This is a genomic window from Marinobacter antarcticus (assembly GCF_900142385.1).
Classification (GTDB): Bacteria; Pseudomonadota; Gammaproteobacteria; order Pseudomonadales; family Oleiphilaceae; genus Marinobacter; species Marinobacter antarcticus.
This window is the reverse complement of sequence record NZ_FRAQ01000002.1, coordinates 266,046-281,350: the sequence shown is the minus strand read 5'-3', so window position 1 is coordinate 281,350 and position 15,305 is coordinate 266,046. Positions and strand designations below refer to the sequence as shown.

At 54.9% G+C, this 15,305-nt stretch carries 13 protein-coding genes and 2 tRNA genes; 7 read left to right on the top strand and 8 right to left on the bottom strand.

Annotation, left to right across the window (positions count from 1 at the left end; genetic code table 11):
- Window positions 1-38 precede the first annotated feature (38 nt).
- Window positions 39-470 (top strand): universal stress protein, encoded by a 432-nt coding sequence (locus BUA49_RS12670; protein ID WP_072798244.1) that lies wholly within the window; start codon window positions 39-41, stop codon window positions 468-470.
- 79 nt (window positions 471-549) lie between these two features.
- Here the strand turns inward: BUA49_RS12670 and BUA49_RS12665 are convergent, their stop codons facing one another.
- The 4 genes from BUA49_RS12665 to BUA49_RS12650 form a co-directional block, all read right to left on the bottom strand.
- Window positions 550-2,520: an ATP-binding cassette domain-containing protein gene (locus BUA49_RS12665; protein WP_072798243.1), complete on the bottom strand. Its 1,971-nt coding sequence runs from the start codon at window positions 2,518-2,520 to the stop codon at window positions 550-552.
- 8 nt (window positions 2,521-2,528) lie between these two features.
- On the bottom strand, window positions 2,529-3,386 hold the full coding sequence (locus BUA49_RS12660) for an MOSC domain-containing protein (protein ID WP_228704484.1): 858 nt from the start codon (window positions 3,384-3,386) through the stop codon (window positions 2,529-2,531).
- A 37-nt stretch (window positions 3,387-3,423) separates the two neighbouring features.
- Window positions 3,424-3,498 (bottom strand) — tRNA-Gly (locus BUA49_RS12655).
- A 77-nt stretch (window positions 3,499-3,575) separates the two neighbouring features.
- Entirely contained in the window at window positions 3,576-4,178 is a 603-nt protein-coding gene (locus tag BUA49_RS12650; RefSeq protein WP_072798242.1) for a DUF924 family protein, read from the bottom strand.
- A 19-nt stretch (window positions 4,179-4,197) separates the two neighbouring features.
- Here BUA49_RS12650 and BUA49_RS12645 point away from each other — a divergent pair, with 19 nt between their 5' ends.
- The 3 genes from BUA49_RS12645 to BUA49_RS12635 all read left to right on the top strand — a co-directional run bounded on the left by BUA49_RS12645 (window position 4,198) and on the right by BUA49_RS12635 (window position 5,742).
- The gene (locus BUA49_RS12645) at window positions 4,198-4,674 is read left to right on the top strand and encodes a sirohydrochlorin chelatase (RefSeq protein WP_228704483.1); all 477 of its coding nucleotides are present in this window, start codon (window positions 4,198-4,200) and stop codon (window positions 4,672-4,674) included.
- On the top strand, window positions 4,671-5,573 hold the full coding sequence (locus BUA49_RS12640) for a TIGR01777 family oxidoreductase (protein WP_072798241.1): 903 nt from the start codon (window positions 4,671-4,673) through the stop codon (window positions 5,571-5,573). The genes BUA49_RS12645 and BUA49_RS12640 overlap by 4 nt, the downstream gene beginning before the upstream one ends.
- A gap of 93 nt (window positions 5,574-5,666) precedes the next feature.
- Window positions 5,667-5,742 (top strand) — tRNA-Glu (locus BUA49_RS12635).
- A gap of 7 nt (window positions 5,743-5,749) precedes the next feature.
- On the opposite strand, the gene ccoM is transcribed toward BUA49_RS12635, so the two are convergent.
- Window positions 5,750-5,905, bottom strand: a complete 156-nt coding sequence (gene ccoM / locus BUA49_RS18280) for a cytochrome c oxidase subunit CcoM (RefSeq protein WP_175547586.1) — start codon at window positions 5,903-5,905, stop codon at window positions 5,750-5,752.
- Between the two features lie 245 nt (window positions 5,906-6,150).
- Between ccoM and BUA49_RS12630 the strand changes: the two genes are divergently transcribed.
- The 3 genes from BUA49_RS12630 to pta are packed head-to-tail and all read left to right on the top strand — an operon-like array spanning window position 6,151 to window position 11,956.
- Window positions 6,151-8,568: a bifunctional diguanylate cyclase/phosphodiesterase gene (locus tag BUA49_RS12630; RefSeq protein WP_072798240.1), complete on the top strand. Its 2,418-nt coding sequence runs from the start codon at window positions 6,151-6,153 to the stop codon at window positions 8,566-8,568.
- Window positions 8,569-8,590: 22 nt separating this feature from the next.
- On the top strand, window positions 8,591-9,778 hold the full coding sequence (locus BUA49_RS12625; protein ID WP_072798239.1) for an acetate/propionate family kinase: 1,188 nt from the start codon (window positions 8,591-8,593) through the stop codon (window positions 9,776-9,778).
- Between the two features lie 21 nt (window positions 9,779-9,799).
- Entirely contained in the window at window positions 9,800-11,956 is a 2,157-nt protein-coding gene (gene pta / locus BUA49_RS12620) for a phosphate acetyltransferase (protein WP_072798238.1), read from the top strand.
- A 27-nt stretch (window positions 11,957-11,983) separates the two neighbouring features.
- On the opposite strand, the gene der is transcribed toward pta, so the two are convergent.
- The 3 genes from der to BUA49_RS12605 all read right to left on the bottom strand — a co-directional run bounded on the left by der (window position 11,984) and on the right by BUA49_RS12605 (window position 15,304).
- Window positions 11,984-13,405, bottom strand: a complete 1,422-nt coding sequence (gene der / locus BUA49_RS12615) for a ribosome biogenesis GTPase Der (RefSeq protein ID WP_072798237.1) — start codon at window positions 13,403-13,405, stop codon at window positions 11,984-11,986.
- Between the two features lie 61 nt (window positions 13,406-13,466).
- Entirely contained in the window at window positions 13,467-14,639 is a 1,173-nt protein-coding gene (gene bamB / locus BUA49_RS12610; protein WP_072798236.1) for an outer membrane protein assembly factor BamB, read from the bottom strand.
- A complete protein-coding gene (locus tag BUA49_RS12605; protein WP_072798235.1) occupies window positions 14,639-15,304 on the bottom strand; it encodes a YfgM family protein in 666 nt (221 codons plus the stop codon). The genes bamB and BUA49_RS12605 overlap by 1 nt, the downstream gene beginning before the upstream one ends.
- Between the last annotated feature and the right edge of the window lies 1 nt (window position 15,305).

The window sequence follows — 15,305 nt, the reverse complement described above, 5'->3', positions numbered from 1 at the left end:
TTATGCTGTCGTAAAGCCTGAACACGAAGGAGTTAGGGATGTCTGCGTACAAGAAAATGCTTGTTGCCATAGATCTTACTGAAGAAGCGCCACAGGTTCTGGATAAAGCCAGATCTATGTGCGAGGCGCATGGTGCAAACCTGGTTCTGGTGCACGTTGTAGAACCGGTAGGTTACGCCTACGGCGGTGATATCCCCATGGACCTGACAGAGCTGCAAGATCAGCTCGACAAAGCTGCCCGTGAACAGCTTGGGGCTTACGGAAACCAGTTTGGCGTTGATAAGGCCAACCAGATTGTGACCGTAGGCCGGCCAGAATCTGAAATTCATCGCCTCGTCAAAGAACACGAAGTCGACCTCGTGATTGTCGGAAGCCACGGAAGGAAAGGCTTCCAGCTGCTTCTGGGCTCAACAGCCAACGGCGTTCTGCATGGAACCGAATGCGACGTTCTGGCCATCAGGATTCGCTGACACCCTGCGCCTGAACAGCGCATGAAAAACCAGCCCGGGGCATGACCTGTCGCCGGGCTTGTTTTTATCTGCAGAAAGCTTAGTTAAGCGCCTGCTCCTCAAGCTCCATCCACCGCTCAACCACTTTCTCCAGGCGCGCTTCCGCTTGCTCCAGCTCTTCCAGCGTGGTTGCAACCTCATCCGACGAGCCTGAATAAAAGTCCGCTGATGAAATACGCCCCTGAATGCCGGCGACTTCCTGCTCCAAGGTTTCTATTTGCCCCGGCAACTGCTCAAGCTCAAGCTTCAGCTTATAACTCAACTTGGGCAACTTGGGCTTATTTGCGGCGCCGCCCCGGGAGTCTGACTCACCCTGAACCTTCTTTACAGGCGAGTCGTTCTGCTTTCCGCCACGACTCTGTTTACCGGACTTCGCCGCCTTGTCGTGCCTGTCAGGACGAGCGCCACTCGCTTCGGAGGGGAAGCAACCGCCCTGCCGACGCCAATCGCTGTAACCGCCCACGTATTCACGAACCTTGCCCGAACCATCCAGAAAGACGGTTTCAGTGACAACATTATCCAAAAACTCACGGTCGTGGCTGATAACAATCACTGTGCCGGCAAATTCCGCAAGCTGCTCCTCCAACAGCTCCAGGGTTTCAACATCCAGATCGTTGGTCGGCTCATCGAGCACCAGAATATTCGCTGGTTTGCTGAACAACTTGGCAAGCAACAGCCGTGCACGCTCACCTCCAGAAAACACCCTGACAGGAGACCGGGCTCGCTCTGGCGTAAAGAGAAAATCCTGTAGGTACCCGAGCACATGCTTACTCTGGCCGTTGATATCGATAAACTCTCGGCCTTCGGACAAGTTATCAAGCGCATTGCGGCTCAGATCCAGCTCGCCGCGGAGCTGATCAAAATAGGCAACCTGAAGGTTGGTACCCAGCCGGATTGCACCTTCTGTCGGCTCAAGATCGCCCAGCAGTAACCGTACCAGCGTCGTTTTACCCGTTCCGTTTTCGCCCACAAGGCCAATCTTGTCGCCCCGGAATACGGTGAGATTCATATCACGCATAACCGGCGTCCCGTCGGGATAGGCAAAGCCAGCATCAACCGTCTCGACCACCAGCTTGCCGGAGCGCACTGCATCTTCCACAGCAAACGTTGCTGTTCCGCCGCGAACCCGTCGCTGCCGGTGCTCTTCGCGCATCGCCTTAAGCGCCCTCACCCGCCCCATGTTACGGGTACGACGAGCCTTGATTCCTTGGCGGATCCAAGTCTCTTCCTGCTTCAAGCGTTTATCAAAAAGCGCGTTCTCCCGATCTTCTTCCTCAAGCGCTTTTTCCTTTAGCTCAAGATAGCGATCATAAGAGGCCGCAAAGCTGACCAGCTTGCCGCGATCCAGCTCCACAACCCGGGTAGCCATGCGCCTTATGAAGGCACGGTCGTGGCTCACGAAAAGCATGGCCCCACGGAAGGCTCCAAGCGCTTCCTCAAGCCACGCAATCGCTGGCACATCGAGATGGTTGGTGGGCTCGTCCAGCAACAGAATGTCAGGCTCTCCTACCAGGGCTCTGGCCAACAATACTCGGCGCTGCCAGCCGCCAGAGAGCGTATTAAGGCGCTGATCCGGATCTATACCATATTGCGCCAGAACGGCCGCAACCTTCTGATCAAGCCGCCATCCGTCAAGCGCTTCAATGCGCTCCTGAACCTTCATCATCCGGTCGAGGCTGGCTTCATCGGCCTGTTGTGCAAGCGCATGGAACTCGGCCAAGAGCTGACCCGTCTCAGGGAATGCACCGGACACGACCTCGTACGCCGTTCTCGAATCGTCAGACGGGAGATTCTGCGGCAGTACGGCCAACACCGCACCGTCGTCGAGGCGAACTCTGCCGCCATCCGGCACGACCTCCCCGCTGACAATCTTAAGCAGGGTTGATTTGCCCTCACCGTTTCTTCCTAAAAGGCACACACGCTCTCCGGCATCGATAATAAGAGAAGCCTGATCCAGCAGCGGGTGCATCCCAAAGGCCAGAGAAATCGAGTCCAGTGTTAACAGTGGCACGTTGCGTTCTACTCCGATTCAATAACAGTGACGGAGTCATCCACGTGGATGATTCCGGATGATTCGTGAATTGCGTTCTGGCCGAAAATCACACCGTCCGCCGTTCTGCGATAGCCAGAAAGCGTTCTCAACGGTTGCAGGCCGGGGTCTTTTAGCCCGGTATCCGGATCAACGGTCGTCAGAACACAGCGGGAGCAAGGCTTTACAATATCAAAATATTGCTCTCCCACCTTAAGCTTGCGCCAGTGGTCTTCCTGCCACGGAGCCGCTCCCTCAACGACAATATTGGGCCGAAACCTGCGCATATCCACCGGTATTTCAAGGCGCCCATTCAACTCCTGCAGTGAGGCCAGGCTGGTAATCAGAAAAGGGAACCCATCGGCGAACCCTACGCGACGGTATTCGGTTACGCGCCCAGCATCAACACGCCTGAAAGAGGAGTCTGACATATAGACAAATCGCAGATCTTTGCCACAGAAACGACTCAGCGCTTCGCTTGCAGCCGCCTCACCTTCATGCGCCTTTACCCAGTCGCACCAGACCAACACTCGCAACTCCTCATCAGTTGCCTTTAGCGTGAAATCTCCCTCGCCCGGAATACGGATGCTGACGCAGCCATCCACAACTGAAGTAGTAATCTTCGCCAGTTCAGGAAAGGTCCTCTGGGTAGCAAAGTTGCGATCCGCATCAACAATCATCCAGCGTCGGTCGCCTTTCGGACCGAAATCGTCCATTTCAAAGGATGGAACCTGAATGCCGGTGAGAGACTTAACCGGATAGATATGGAGTGAATGGATTTTCACAAGGCGCGTCTCCCGGAACAGAGCGTTAATGTTGACGAGGCGGCCCAGTATAACGAAAAACAAAAAGCCCGACCTCTTTCGAGGCCGGGCTTCCGAAATCTGGAGCGGGAAACGAGATTCGAACTCGCGACCCCAACCTTGGCAAGGTTGTGCTCTACCACTGAGCTATTCCCGCAATGTTGAACGGCTGGTACCGACAACGGATGAGTATTTTACGCATCCCACCCCTTTCGTCAACCTCCTTTCAAACTTTTATTGTCCAAAACGGCGAGCGGTGCCGAGATAATCCTTTTCAGCTACAGTCGATGGCCGACTGAGGGCCTGGTTTCTGTGAGGAAACCGACCAAAACGCTCGATGATCTCTTTATGATCCTGCGCCGAGCGTAAAAAACTTTTCATAAAGTCCTGGAGCATTCCGGTAGTAGAAGCAACCAATTGTTCATAGCACTCAACTGACAGAGCCTGATCTTCAAGACGCTCGGCATGCTCCAGCGGCATGTAGATAAACGCCCTCTGAACCGGAGGAAGCGCCATATCATGGCCCTTGCGCATAGCCTCTTTGCATAGCTTGTTTGCCAGTTTGTCCTGTTCGAAGGCCAACGCTCCGCCCCGGAATATATTCCTGGAGAGCTGATCGAGCAGTATGATTTCAGCAAGCCTGCCACCTGCTGTCTTGCGCCAGTGATCAAGCCCCTGCTCAGATGCAAACAAAACCATGGAAAGAAACCGGCGCCGAATTTCCTGATCAAACCTCTTGCTTGAACGAAACCAGCGGTTGCGGTGGAAGCTGTCAGGCAATCCGTGTTCATCAAGATCTCCGAACCAGAAATCCAGAATCTCTTTCCAATCGAACATTAGATGACACCCTGTTATCGTGATTGACGGGACTGGCAGAGAATACCGGCCCGAAACAGAAATTACGACAGACACCTTCTACACCGATTATTCGGGAGCTTTAATGAATAGCCGCCGCATTATTCTGTTAGCACACGGAAGCAGCGACAAACGCTGGTGTGACACCTTCGAGGCCCTCGCCGAGCCCACTTTAACGGCTGTCAGCAATTCCAGAATCGCTTATATGGAACTGGCCGAGCCATCCCTGGACGCGGTGGTGCATGAGGGGGTTGCCGCAGGTACCCGTGAATTTACCATCGTACCTCTGTTTCTGGCAGCCGGGCGCCACCTGCGCAAGGATGTGCCGGCCATGATAGAGGCTCTCGAACAATCCACTGGGGCCAGCATTCAGCTCTGCCCCCCTATCGGAGAAAATCCGCTGCTAGGCCAGGCGATCAAGGATGTTGTTGCTCTCCAGCTTGGGCAGAACACTGGGCAATTGGGAATACAGTCATGAAAAAGCGTGTACTGATTACAGGCGGCACCGGGTTTATTGGCAATATGCTATGCCGCGAGATGCTGAAACGGGGCTATGAGCTGACAGTACTAAGCCGGCAATCTGCGGATAAGGTGCGCTCACTGTGCGGCCAGGTTGAAGTCATCGCTGACCTTGAGAACCTGAGATCCCACCCGGGTTTTGATGCCGTGATCAATCTCGCAGGAGAAGGCATAGCGGACAAACGCTGGACAGATCAGCGGAAACAGGCCCTGCGGAATAGCCGTATAGGCCTTACCAATACCCTCACAGAAATCATCACCAGCTGGGGTCAGCCGCCAGAGGCGCTTATTTCAGGTTCTGCGGTTGGTTTCTATGGCGATCAAGGCAACACTCTGGTAACCGAAGATACGGTACCCCATGATGAATTTACCCATCGGTTGTGCAGGGACTGGGAGGACGCTGCTCTTAAGCTGCGGTCACACCGTGTGCGCGTATGCCTTTCCAGAACGGGCGTTGTGGCAGGCCCTGGAGGTGGCTTCCTTCAGCGCATGATCCCGCCGTTCAAATTTGGCTTGGGTGGCCGGCTTGGTGATGGCCTCCAGTATATGCCCTGGGTTCACCGCGATGACGTTGTGGCCGCACTTATCTGGATGCTGGAGACGCCTGAAGCTTCGGGGGCATACAACGTGGTAAGCCCAAATCCGGCTACGAACCGCGAATTCACCTGTTGCCTGGCGGGTACACTCAGACGTCCGGCGATATTCCCGGTACCGGCACCCGTTCTTAGAATCGCTCTTGGGGAAATGTCACGCCTGCTACTCACCGGACAACAGGCTGTGCCCGCAAGGCTGACCGATTCCGGGTTCGGGTTTAGCTACCCAACGCTTGAGAAGGCACTTGCAGATGCTACAAGTTGAAACGGCAGCTTTTTTTGATAAAAGCGTTGACAGGTGGAAGAGGCTTACTTAATATACGCGCCACCTCGACGAGGCACGGTTTTGAAGCGTTGCGTCCCCTTCGTCTAGTGGCCTAGGACTCCGCCCTTTCACGGCGGCAACAGGGGTTCGAACCCCCTAGGGGACGCCATTTCTTCTCAGACCGGTTTTCCACCAGTCTTCAGATCTTCCTTGTGCTGATCTCCTCCATGCGCTTTTTGATCGCGCATAATGAATATGCCCACTCCAACAAAAAACACGACCATCAGTAGAACAGTTGCAATTCCAGCGAAAACGACTGGGTCCATATACATAATTTTTCTCCTGCCCTATATCAAACTTGATTAAGTTCAGATTACGTCACCTCTGAATACAGATATTGATCTGCGTCAATCAACCATCTCACTCCTCGACTCGAAAATTCAGGAAAGGTCAAAGCGAGCACGTTTCTCCCACCTTTTCGCGTATTTGCAGGGAATTTCGAGAGCAGGCCTGTTATAGTTCCGGAGTGATAGACTGTCTGTATTTATCAACCGGTCTGGGTGGCTGAACTTACGAGATGCCAAAATTACTGAAGCGTCTTCAACGTTTTCGTTCGGGCTCCCCCCTGTCTTTCAGGTTGCTTGCCTGGATACTTCTGTTCAGCTCGGCTTTCACTCTGATCGCCTCTGCTCTCCAGATCTATTCCGACTACAGGAAAGATCTTTCCCAGATTGACAGTCGCATGCAGGCCGTTGAGTCCGGGTATTCCTCCAGCCTCGCCAGAAGCCTTTGGGCCCTTGATCAGAAATTGCTCCAGACCCAAATGGAAGGGATTCTCAGCCTTCCGGACATCGTGCATCTGCGGCTGGGCATCGAACCCGACTCCGAACTGGTAATGGGTGAGATCCCCCGTGGAGCTGATATCCAGTCACACAGTTTCGATCTGGTTCACCAAGGCGATGAAGCCTTCAAACTCGGTGAACTCACGGTAACAGCCGATCTGGATCGCGTTTATCAGGATATGAAGGTAAAGGTTGGCGTCATCATGGCCACCGAGTTCCTCAAGACCTTTTTCGTGTCCATACTGATCATATGGGTTTTCCAGCACTTCGTTACCCGCCACCTTACGGCCATGGCAAATTACGCAAAAGACTTTTCCCTGACAAACCTCAACACCCCGCTCACTCTCGATCGCCCGGACACGCCCTCACACCGTAATGATGAAATCGGCCGCGTGACCGAAGCGTTTAACCAGATGCGCGAGCGGCTGAACGACGATATGGCGCGCCAGGAAAGGGACGCTGCGGAAATCCACAAATTCTCCAAAGCAATCGAGCAAAGCCCCTCCTCCGTCGTTATCTGCGATCGCCAGTGGCGGGTCGAGTTCGCCAACCGCAAATTCACGCAGCTCACAGGTTATGACGCAAAATCCATTGTCGGCCGGCACCCTGGTGCTTTAAGCAACGACAACCTGGAAAACCGCGACAACAGCCACCTGTGGCAATCCATCCGGTTGCAGGTGCAGCGGGTCGGTGTCTGGCAGGGTGAAGTGAACAGCTTACGGCGCAATGGAGAGCGTTTCTGGGAGCAGCTGATCGTTACGCCAATAAAGGATGGGGCCAACGACACCACCGGCTATATGATACTTGGCGAGGATATCAGCATCCGAAAGCGCTATGAGCAGCAGCTTCTGCGCCAAGCCAATTACGACATCCTGACCGGCCTGCCCAACCGCATGCTTGCTCTGGACAGGCTCAAACTGGCGCTGGCTCAGGCCAGGCGCGAGAGTTCGATGGTTGGCGTCATGTTTCTGGATCTTGATAACTTCAAGCACATTAACGACACACTGGGCCATGATGCCGGTGACAACTTACTGATTGAATCAGCCCGGAGAATCTCCAGCAGCCTGCGCGGAACCAGCACGGTGGCGCGACTCGGCGGAGACGAGTTTCTCGTTATTCTGCCAGGCCTCACCGGCCCGGAATCGTCCTCGCAGGTTGCAGAACGCATTTTGAAAACTTTTACTCCCGCCTATTCTCTGAATGGCCAAGAGGTGTTCGTTACTACCAGCATTGGCATTGCCATTTTCCCTACGGATTCCGACAACAGTGGCACTCTTCTCCAACACGCCGACGCGGCTATGTATCAGGCAAAACACCAGGGGAAAAGCTCCTATGCGCATTTCACCCCTGAATTGTCTGAGATATCCCATGAGCGCCTGCAAATGGAGTCTCGTATGCGGCGGGCGCTCGAGCTACAAGAATTTGAACTCTACTTCCAGCCAATCGTAGATACCGCGACCGGCAAACTGAGGGCGGCCGAAGCACTTTTACGCTGGAACAACCCGGTTATGGGATTGGTAATGCCCGATCGGTTTATACCGCTGGCCGAAGAGACCGGCCTGATTGTACCCATTGGCGAATGGGTACTTGAACAGGCCTGCCTTGCAGCTACCGGCTGGAAGGCCATTACCGGCCAGGACATTGGCATATCGGTAAACGTGTCTCCGCGTCAGTTTCGCGATCCCGGGTTTACTAAGGCGGTTATGCGTGCACTCTCCAACAATGAGCTGGCCCCAAAAAGACTGGAGCTGGAAATTACAGAGCGCCTGCTGCTTGATAATTCAATAGAAACGGCCGAGATTCTCAGAGAGATGGATAGCGCTGGAATCCGCCTGTCAGTGGATGACTTTGGTACTGGCTACTCCGCCCTCAGTTACCTCAAGAGTTACCCCTTTGATACTCTTAAGATCGACAAATCGTTTGTTCAGGATGTGATGAAAGAGTCTGAGGACGCTACCCTAGTGCGTGCAATCATCAATATGGCTCACAGCCTCGGCCTGACCGTAGTAGCCGAAGGTGTTGAGGATGAGCAGCAGACCCATTTCCTGCAACAGGAAGGCTGCGATTTCGCCCAGGGCTATTTTTACAGTCGCCCTCTCCCCGCCGGAGAGTTTACTGAGTGGCTAAGAACCAATCACCGTATATCAATATGATATCCGGGGACCTGAGGGAACAATGAAACAGTCCATTCTTGTCGTTAACTGCGGCAGTTCGTCTCTCAAACTCGCCCTGTTCGACGAACGTTCAGAGAAGATCGCCTCAGCGGTGGCGCAGCGGCTTAACGAGCAGGACGCGTTTGCGCGAATTGATGGCGACAATCACACGGTTGAACTGCCAGCCAATGCCAATCACAAACAGGCACTGCAGACACTGGTTTCTGCTCTCCGCGATCGTCAGTTGATGGCTTCGGCTCCCTTGTGCATTGGCCACCGTGTTGTCCATGGCGGAGAAACCTTTCGCGAAGCAGTTCTGATTGATAGTGATGTGATAGAGACCATCAATGACTGTGCTGGCTTGGCTCCTCTCCATAATCCGGTCGCCCTTGCCGGAATCGAAGCTACCCGGGAGCAATTCCCCGACATTCCTCAGATTGCCGCATTTGATACCGCCTATCACCAGACTCTTGCACCGCGAGCGTACCTTTATGCGCTACCAGAAGCCTACTATCGGGACTGGAGTGTGCGGCGCTACGGATTCCACGGAATCAGCCATTTCTTCATGGCAAATGAAGCCGCTCGGCGGCTCGGGAAAACACCTGCAACCACCTCTATCATTTCAGCTCATCTTGGCAACGGTTGCAGTATAACTGCAATCAAGGATGGCCTGAGTGTCGATACCAGCATGGGACTGACGCCGCTCGAAGGGCTGGTTATGGGAACCCGCAGCGGTGATGTCGACCCAGGTCTTTTCGGTTATCTCGCCTCACGAGGCATGACGCTGAACGAGATTCATGAGGTACTTAACCACAAGAGTGGCCTTCTCGGTATATCTGGGCAGACCAACGATATGCGCTCTTTATGCGAGCTGGCCGATCATGGTCACGAGCCTTCGGCTCTTGCCATCGAGATATTCTGCTTCCGCCTTGCAAAGTACGTAGGAGCCATGATGGCTTCGCTGAGCCACCTGGATGCGCTGGTGCTCACTGGCGGCATCGGGGAGAACAGCAGCCGGGTACGAGAGAAAACACTGAGTCACTTGAAGCTTCTCGGGTTTCATATTGATGCGGATATGAATGAGCATCACGGCTGTTACAGCGATGGCAGAATAGAACACGCCGATTCACGCTTCCCGATTCTGGTCATCCCAACCAACGAAGAACTTGTGATCGCCCGCGAGGCCGCGCGCCTGGTCGCCAACTCCTAAAGAACTTTCTGGAACTCCGCTATGGCTAAAAGCCTGTTTATTGCCCCTACATCCATGGACTCGGGACTCACGTCGGTTTGTCTGGGCCTGTTGCGCGCCATGGAACGTGTGGGCATCAGTGTCGGATTCTACAAACCCTTTTACCAGTCGGTTAACCTGGGAGAGTCCTTACATAATGCGGTTAACGATTCTTCCGTTACCTTTGTCCGCTCACGCAGCCACCTGCAGCCGCCAGATCCGATTCCACTCAAGAAAGCACAGCAGTGGCTGAACCGCGGAAAATCCGACCTGCTGATGGAAACGGTAGTTGGCGAGTACCAGAAAGTCGCCAGAGATGTCGACGTGGTGATCATTGAGGGCCTTGTTCCCGATCGCAGTGAAGCTTACATAGCCCGGCTTAATGTGGAAGTGGCACGCAACCTCGGATCCGATGTCGTACTGGTCAGCACGCCGGGCAAAAGCAGCGCTAACGAGCTGGACGAGGAGCTGGATTTCTCCGCACGCCTGTTTTCCGATGCGTCCGCGCAGGATGTTATTGCCGTTATTCTGAACAAACTCGGCGAGCCCGAAAGGTCGGGGCTAGAGCCTCGCCGCAATATCAGCGAGACGGAATGTGGAACCATAGACTATCGAAATGCCTGTAAAGTCTTCCGGGAAGGCCGCTTCCGTTTGCTGGCCGAAGTCTTCTGGCAGTCCGATTTGCTGGCGCCCCGGGTGTCCGATATCGCCCGGGAGCTTGATATCCCGGTGCTGTACGAAGGCCAGATGCACACCCGCCGGGTTCAGAAAGTTTCTGTGTGCGCCCGGTCAATCCGCAATATGACGGAAACGCTGAGCCCGGGCACATTGATGGTTACCCCCGGAGATCGTGAGGACATCATCGTGACGACTGCGGTTGCAGCTCTCAACGGTGTGCCCTTGGCTGGCCTGATGCTGACGGGTGGGCTCATGCCGGATCAGCGGGTTATCGATCTGTGCTCCCGTGCGCTGCATACCGGTTTGCCGGTGCTTAGCTCGCAAACCAATACCTACGAAACCGCCCACATGCTGGCGAACCTTTCCACCTCGATTCCTACCGACGACCCCGACAGAATCGAAAAAGCGATGGAGACGGTAGCAACAAAGGTTGATACCAATTGGCTTCAAGAACACCTCCGCGTTGAAGTTCAGAGCCGGTTGTCGCCCCCGGCGTTCCGCTATCAACTCTCTGAACGTGCACGTGCAGCTGGCAAGCGCATCGTGCTTCCAGAGGGCAGCGAACCACGCACCATTCAGGCTGCAATCATCTGCCACCAGCGCAAGCTTGCGCGCTGCGTTCTGATCGGCGGCGAATCCGAAATCCGTAACGTCGCGGCTTCCCAGGGCCTCGAACTCCCCGACGATATCGAAATCATCGATCCAGCCCGCGTGCGAAAAGACTATGTCGCACCGATGGTTGAACTGCGTAAACACAAAGGGCTGACCCCGGATATGGCCGAAGCCATGCTTGAGGACAACGTGGTTATGGGCACCATGATGGTCGCTCTGGATGAGGCCGACGGGCTGGTTTCCGGAGCAATCCATACCACAGCCAACACTGTGCGCCCTGCCCTGCAGCTGATCAAGACACACGATCAGGCCCGGGTTGTCTCCTCAATTTTCTTCATGCTGCTTCCACAGCAGGTTCTGGTCTATGGCGACTGCGCGATCAACCCCGATCCCAACGCAGAAGAACTCGCCGACATTGCCATACAGAGCGCCGAATCGGCGGAAGCCTTTGGCATTGAGCCTGTGGTAGCCATGATCAGCTACAGCACCGGCGAGTCTGGCAGCGGACAAGATGTGGAGAAAGTACGGGAAGCGACCAGAATTGCCCGCGAACGCCGGCCAGACCTGCTCATTGACGGCCCATTGCAATACGACGCTGCTGCTATCGAGAGCGTGGCACGCAGCAAGGCGCCGAAAAGCAAGGTGGCGGGTAAAGCGACGGTGTTCATCTTCCCTGATCTGAATACCGGCAATACCACCTACAAGGCGGTTCAGCGGAGCGCCAATGTCGTGAGTATCGGGCCTATGCTTCAGGGTCTGAGAAAGCCGGTTAACGATTTGTCTCGGGGTGCGCTGGTAGAGGATATTGTGTTTACCATTGCGCTTACAGCGGTACAGGCGAAGCAGGTAGAGGATGCGGGGCGGGCCTGAGTCAGCCCCTCACAACAACCCGCCCCGTCAGCGCTTGAGGCTTTTCTGACGGGTCCTTTTTGAGTGGCGCCCTGCCTTCAGATCATTATCTTGTTTGACCTTTTGGCGTGGCGTTTTCCGGTCAACATTACCGGAAAAGGGGTTCTCACCGGAACGGAACTCAAACCGGATCGGCGAGCCCGTCACGTTCAATACCTTGCGAAACGTGTTTTCGAGATAGCGTTTATAAGAACCCGGCAAGGCAGCTGTCTGATTGCCATGAACAACAATAACCGGAGGATTTGAGCCACCCTGGTGGGCATAGCGCAGCTTGATCCTGCGCCCGCGAACCAACGGAGGCTGGTGTTGCGAAATCGCATCCTCAAGGATTGCTGTCAGGCGATTCGTTGGCCACTTGGCCATGGCGGATTCGTAACAGGCTTCTACCGACTCATACATAACGCCCACACCGGATCCGTGGAGTGCGGATATATAGTGTTTGTCAGCGTAATCAAGGAAGTCCAGGCGACGCTTTACCTGCTCCTTTACCTTGGCGCGATCTTCCGGATCCATGCCGTCCCATTTATTGACCGCAACGACCAGTGATCGGCCTGCATCAAGAACAAAACCGATAAGGTGCAGATCCTGATCGACCAGGCCCTGCTGCGCATCAATTACCAGTATCACCACGTGGGCATCATCTATAGCTTTCAACGTCTTGATAATAGAAAACTTTTCGACAGCCTCATTAACGTTCTTGCGACGCCGGATACCTGCAGTATCAATCAGGGTGTATTGTTTTTCGTGGCGCTCATAAGGAATGTAGATACTGTCCCGGGTCGTTCCGGGCATGTCGTAAACAATGACCCGCTCTTCTCCCAGCATCCGGTTAACCAGCGTCGACTTGCCTACATTGGGGCGGCCAACAATACCTATACGGATGCCCGGATACCGATCCGCGCGATCGGCTTCAACACGATCTTCTTCAGACGGCAGCAACAACTCCAGCATCGAACGGATGCCCCGGTTGTGGGATGCCGCTACCATAAAGATAGATTCGAATCCGAGGCTATAAAAATCAGCTGCGGCGATGTCGGGATCCTGACCATCCGTCTTGTTAACCACAAGATGTGCCTGCTTGCCAGACCGTCGCATGTGATCAGCAATCAGCTCATCGCCGGCTGTCAGACCGGCGCGCCCATCAACCATAAACAGAACAATGTCCGCCTCTTCGACAGCCTGCATGGATTGCCGGGCCATTTCAGCATCCAACCCTTGTTCTGTGCCCGTAAGACCGCCGGTATCAATGACGATGAAACGCTGGTCCTCGTAGATACCCTCACCGTATTTACGATCCCGGGTCAGGCCAGGAAAATCCGCCACCAGCGCATCCCGCGATCGCGTCATCTGGTTGAATAGTGTCGACTTGCCGACATTTGGCCGACCGACAAGGGCAATTACTGGGGTCATAATGGTTCGCTATACAGTCGTTTTAGGCCCGGCTTAAGGCAGAGTGTTGAGGGAATGCGGATCAGTTCCGCTCCCTGAGTTTGAATACAGACAGTTTACCGCCGTTTCCGAAAACCATAAGGTTTCCGTTGGCCATGCGCTGTAACGGAACCCGAAGACCATCGCTGTCGTAACGTTTCTGGCCTACGAGGCTTCCATCATCGCTGGAAAGCACATGCAGATAGCCTTCATAATCGCCAACCACCAGATAGTTTTCATAGACGGCAGGCTGAGTTAGCTGGCGCCAGGATAAAGCATCCTGAAGCCAGATTTCTCTGCGGTCAGAGCCGCGATACGCAACAACATCGCCGTTTGCGGAAGACAGGTAAATATTGCCTCCTCCGACCATTGGAGCATGCAGGCTGGATGCCTTACGGCTCCAGATTTCCTGGCCGGTACGGATATCAACCAGGGCAAGCTTGCCCTGGTACCCGGAAACCATCACCGCAGTGTCGAGAACCAGCGGCTGGCCAGAGATGTCTACCAGCCGTTCAAGCTCCGTGCGCCCCTGAGGCTGCCCTACTTCGTATTGCCAAAGAGGCTGGCCAGCATCGGCTGACAACGCAATGAGCTTGCCGTTGGAAAACGAAGCAAGCACAACGTCGCCACCTACCAGTGGTGCTGCAGCAGCTCGCAGTGAAAGTGCCGGCACCACGCCATCATACTGCCAGCGTTTTTCACCGGTGGCCGTATCGAAAGCAAGGACTCGGCCATCTGTGGTCTGAGCCACCACCAAAACACCGTTTGACTGGGGAGCTGCCAGCGCTTCCGTTGGCAGTGCTCTGCGCCAGAGTTCATCGCCGTTTTCACGGGAAAAAGCGACCAGATCCGCTTCACGGGTAACCAGATAAAGCTGGGTTCCGTCACCACCAACGCCGGCAAAGATACGGTCTTCCAGATCCCGCTCCCACTGCAACTTCCCGGTCTCGGCATCCATGGCTAACAGTTCACCATCAGCGGAAGCGGCATACACTGTGTCGCCGGCATTCAGTGGCGACAGGTACAGAAAGTCGCCATCATGTCCATCGCCGACAGACTGACTCCAGACCGTTTTGAACTCAACAGTGCTGTCCACATCCGGAACAGGCACCGGCTGTTCAAAGGTATCAGTGGTGCTGCATCCGGAAACGCCCAGTGCCGTCGCCAGAACGGAAAAAATACCGGCCCGGACCAGCCTGCTGCCATTCAACCGCATCAGGCCTCCTCTCCAACACCGAGGTCAGACAGCTTGAGCTCCAGAATGCCGCTGCGGCCTTGCTGGCTAAGCTCGCGGGCCGCCAGATAGGCATCACGGGCACCCTTCTCATCGCCCTGGGTCAGCAGTATGTCACCGCGCAATTCAGAGAAAATGGCAGCGAACGCATCCTCGCTCTCCAGGGTTCCTGCGCCCTCAATGGTCGCCAGTGCATCGTCATAGCGATCGGCAGAGAATTGCGCTCGGGCCAGGCGATTACGGACTACCAGTGCCAGAGCCTTGTGCTCACCCGCTTTTTCGAGGGCCCACTGGAGCGAATCTATCGCCGCTTCCGCATCGCTTTCCTCAATCAGTTGCTGGCGAGCCAGAATCAGGTTGCCGTATACCGCGTAGGCGCTGTCGGTGTAATCCTCACGCAGGGTCTTTGCTACGTACGCCACTGTCTGGCCGGAGGTTTCATCTGCTTCGTTGGCAAACGCATTCAGCAGCGTTGCGAATTGACTCGCGGCCTCGGCTCGCTGCTGGTCCTGATGGTTTTGCCAGGCCTGCCAGCCAAACACAATCGCCAAGGCGGCACCGATACCAATGAGCAGAGAACTGCCATTCCGCTTCCACCATTCCTTGATAGCCTGTACCTGTTCTTCTTCGGTGCGCAATTCCGCCATG

Bases quoted from the DNA above. Each gene is read 5' to 3' on its own strand.
- der (WP_072798237.1), bottom strand. From the start codon at position 13,405: ATGACCCCAGTAATTGCCCTTGTCGGTCGGCCAAATGTCGGCAAGTCG.
- bamB (WP_072798236.1), bottom strand. From the start codon at position 14,639: ATGCGGTTGAATGGCAGCAGGCTGGTCCGGGCCGGTATTTTTTCCGTT.
- BUA49_RS12650 (WP_072798242.1), bottom strand. From the start codon at position 4,178: ATGTTCGATTGGAAAGAGATTCTGGATTTCTGGTTCGGAGATCTTGAT.
- BUA49_RS12670 (WP_072798244.1), top strand. From the start codon at position 39: ATGTCTGCGTACAAGAAAATGCTTGTTGCCATAGATCTTACTGAAGAA.
- BUA49_RS12625 (WP_072798239.1), top strand. From the start codon at position 8,591: ATGAAACAGTCCATTCTTGTCGTTAACTGCGGCAGTTCGTCTCTCAAA.
- ccoM (WP_175547586.1), bottom strand. From the start codon at position 5,905: ATGTATATGGACCCAGTCGTTTTCGCTGGAATTGCAACTGTTCTACTG.
- BUA49_RS12630 (WP_072798240.1), top strand. From the start codon at position 6,151: ATGCCAAAATTACTGAAGCGTCTTCAACGTTTTCGTTCGGGCTCCCCC.
- BUA49_RS12640 (WP_072798241.1), top strand. From the start codon at position 4,671: ATGAAAAAGCGTGTACTGATTACAGGCGGCACCGGGTTTATTGGCAAT.
- BUA49_RS12605 (WP_072798235.1), bottom strand. From the start codon at position 15,304: ATGGCGGAATTGCGCACCGAAGAAGAACAGGTACAGGCTATCAAGGAA.
- pta (WP_072798238.1), top strand. From the start codon at position 9,800: ATGGCTAAAAGCCTGTTTATTGCCCCTACATCCATGGACTCGGGACTC.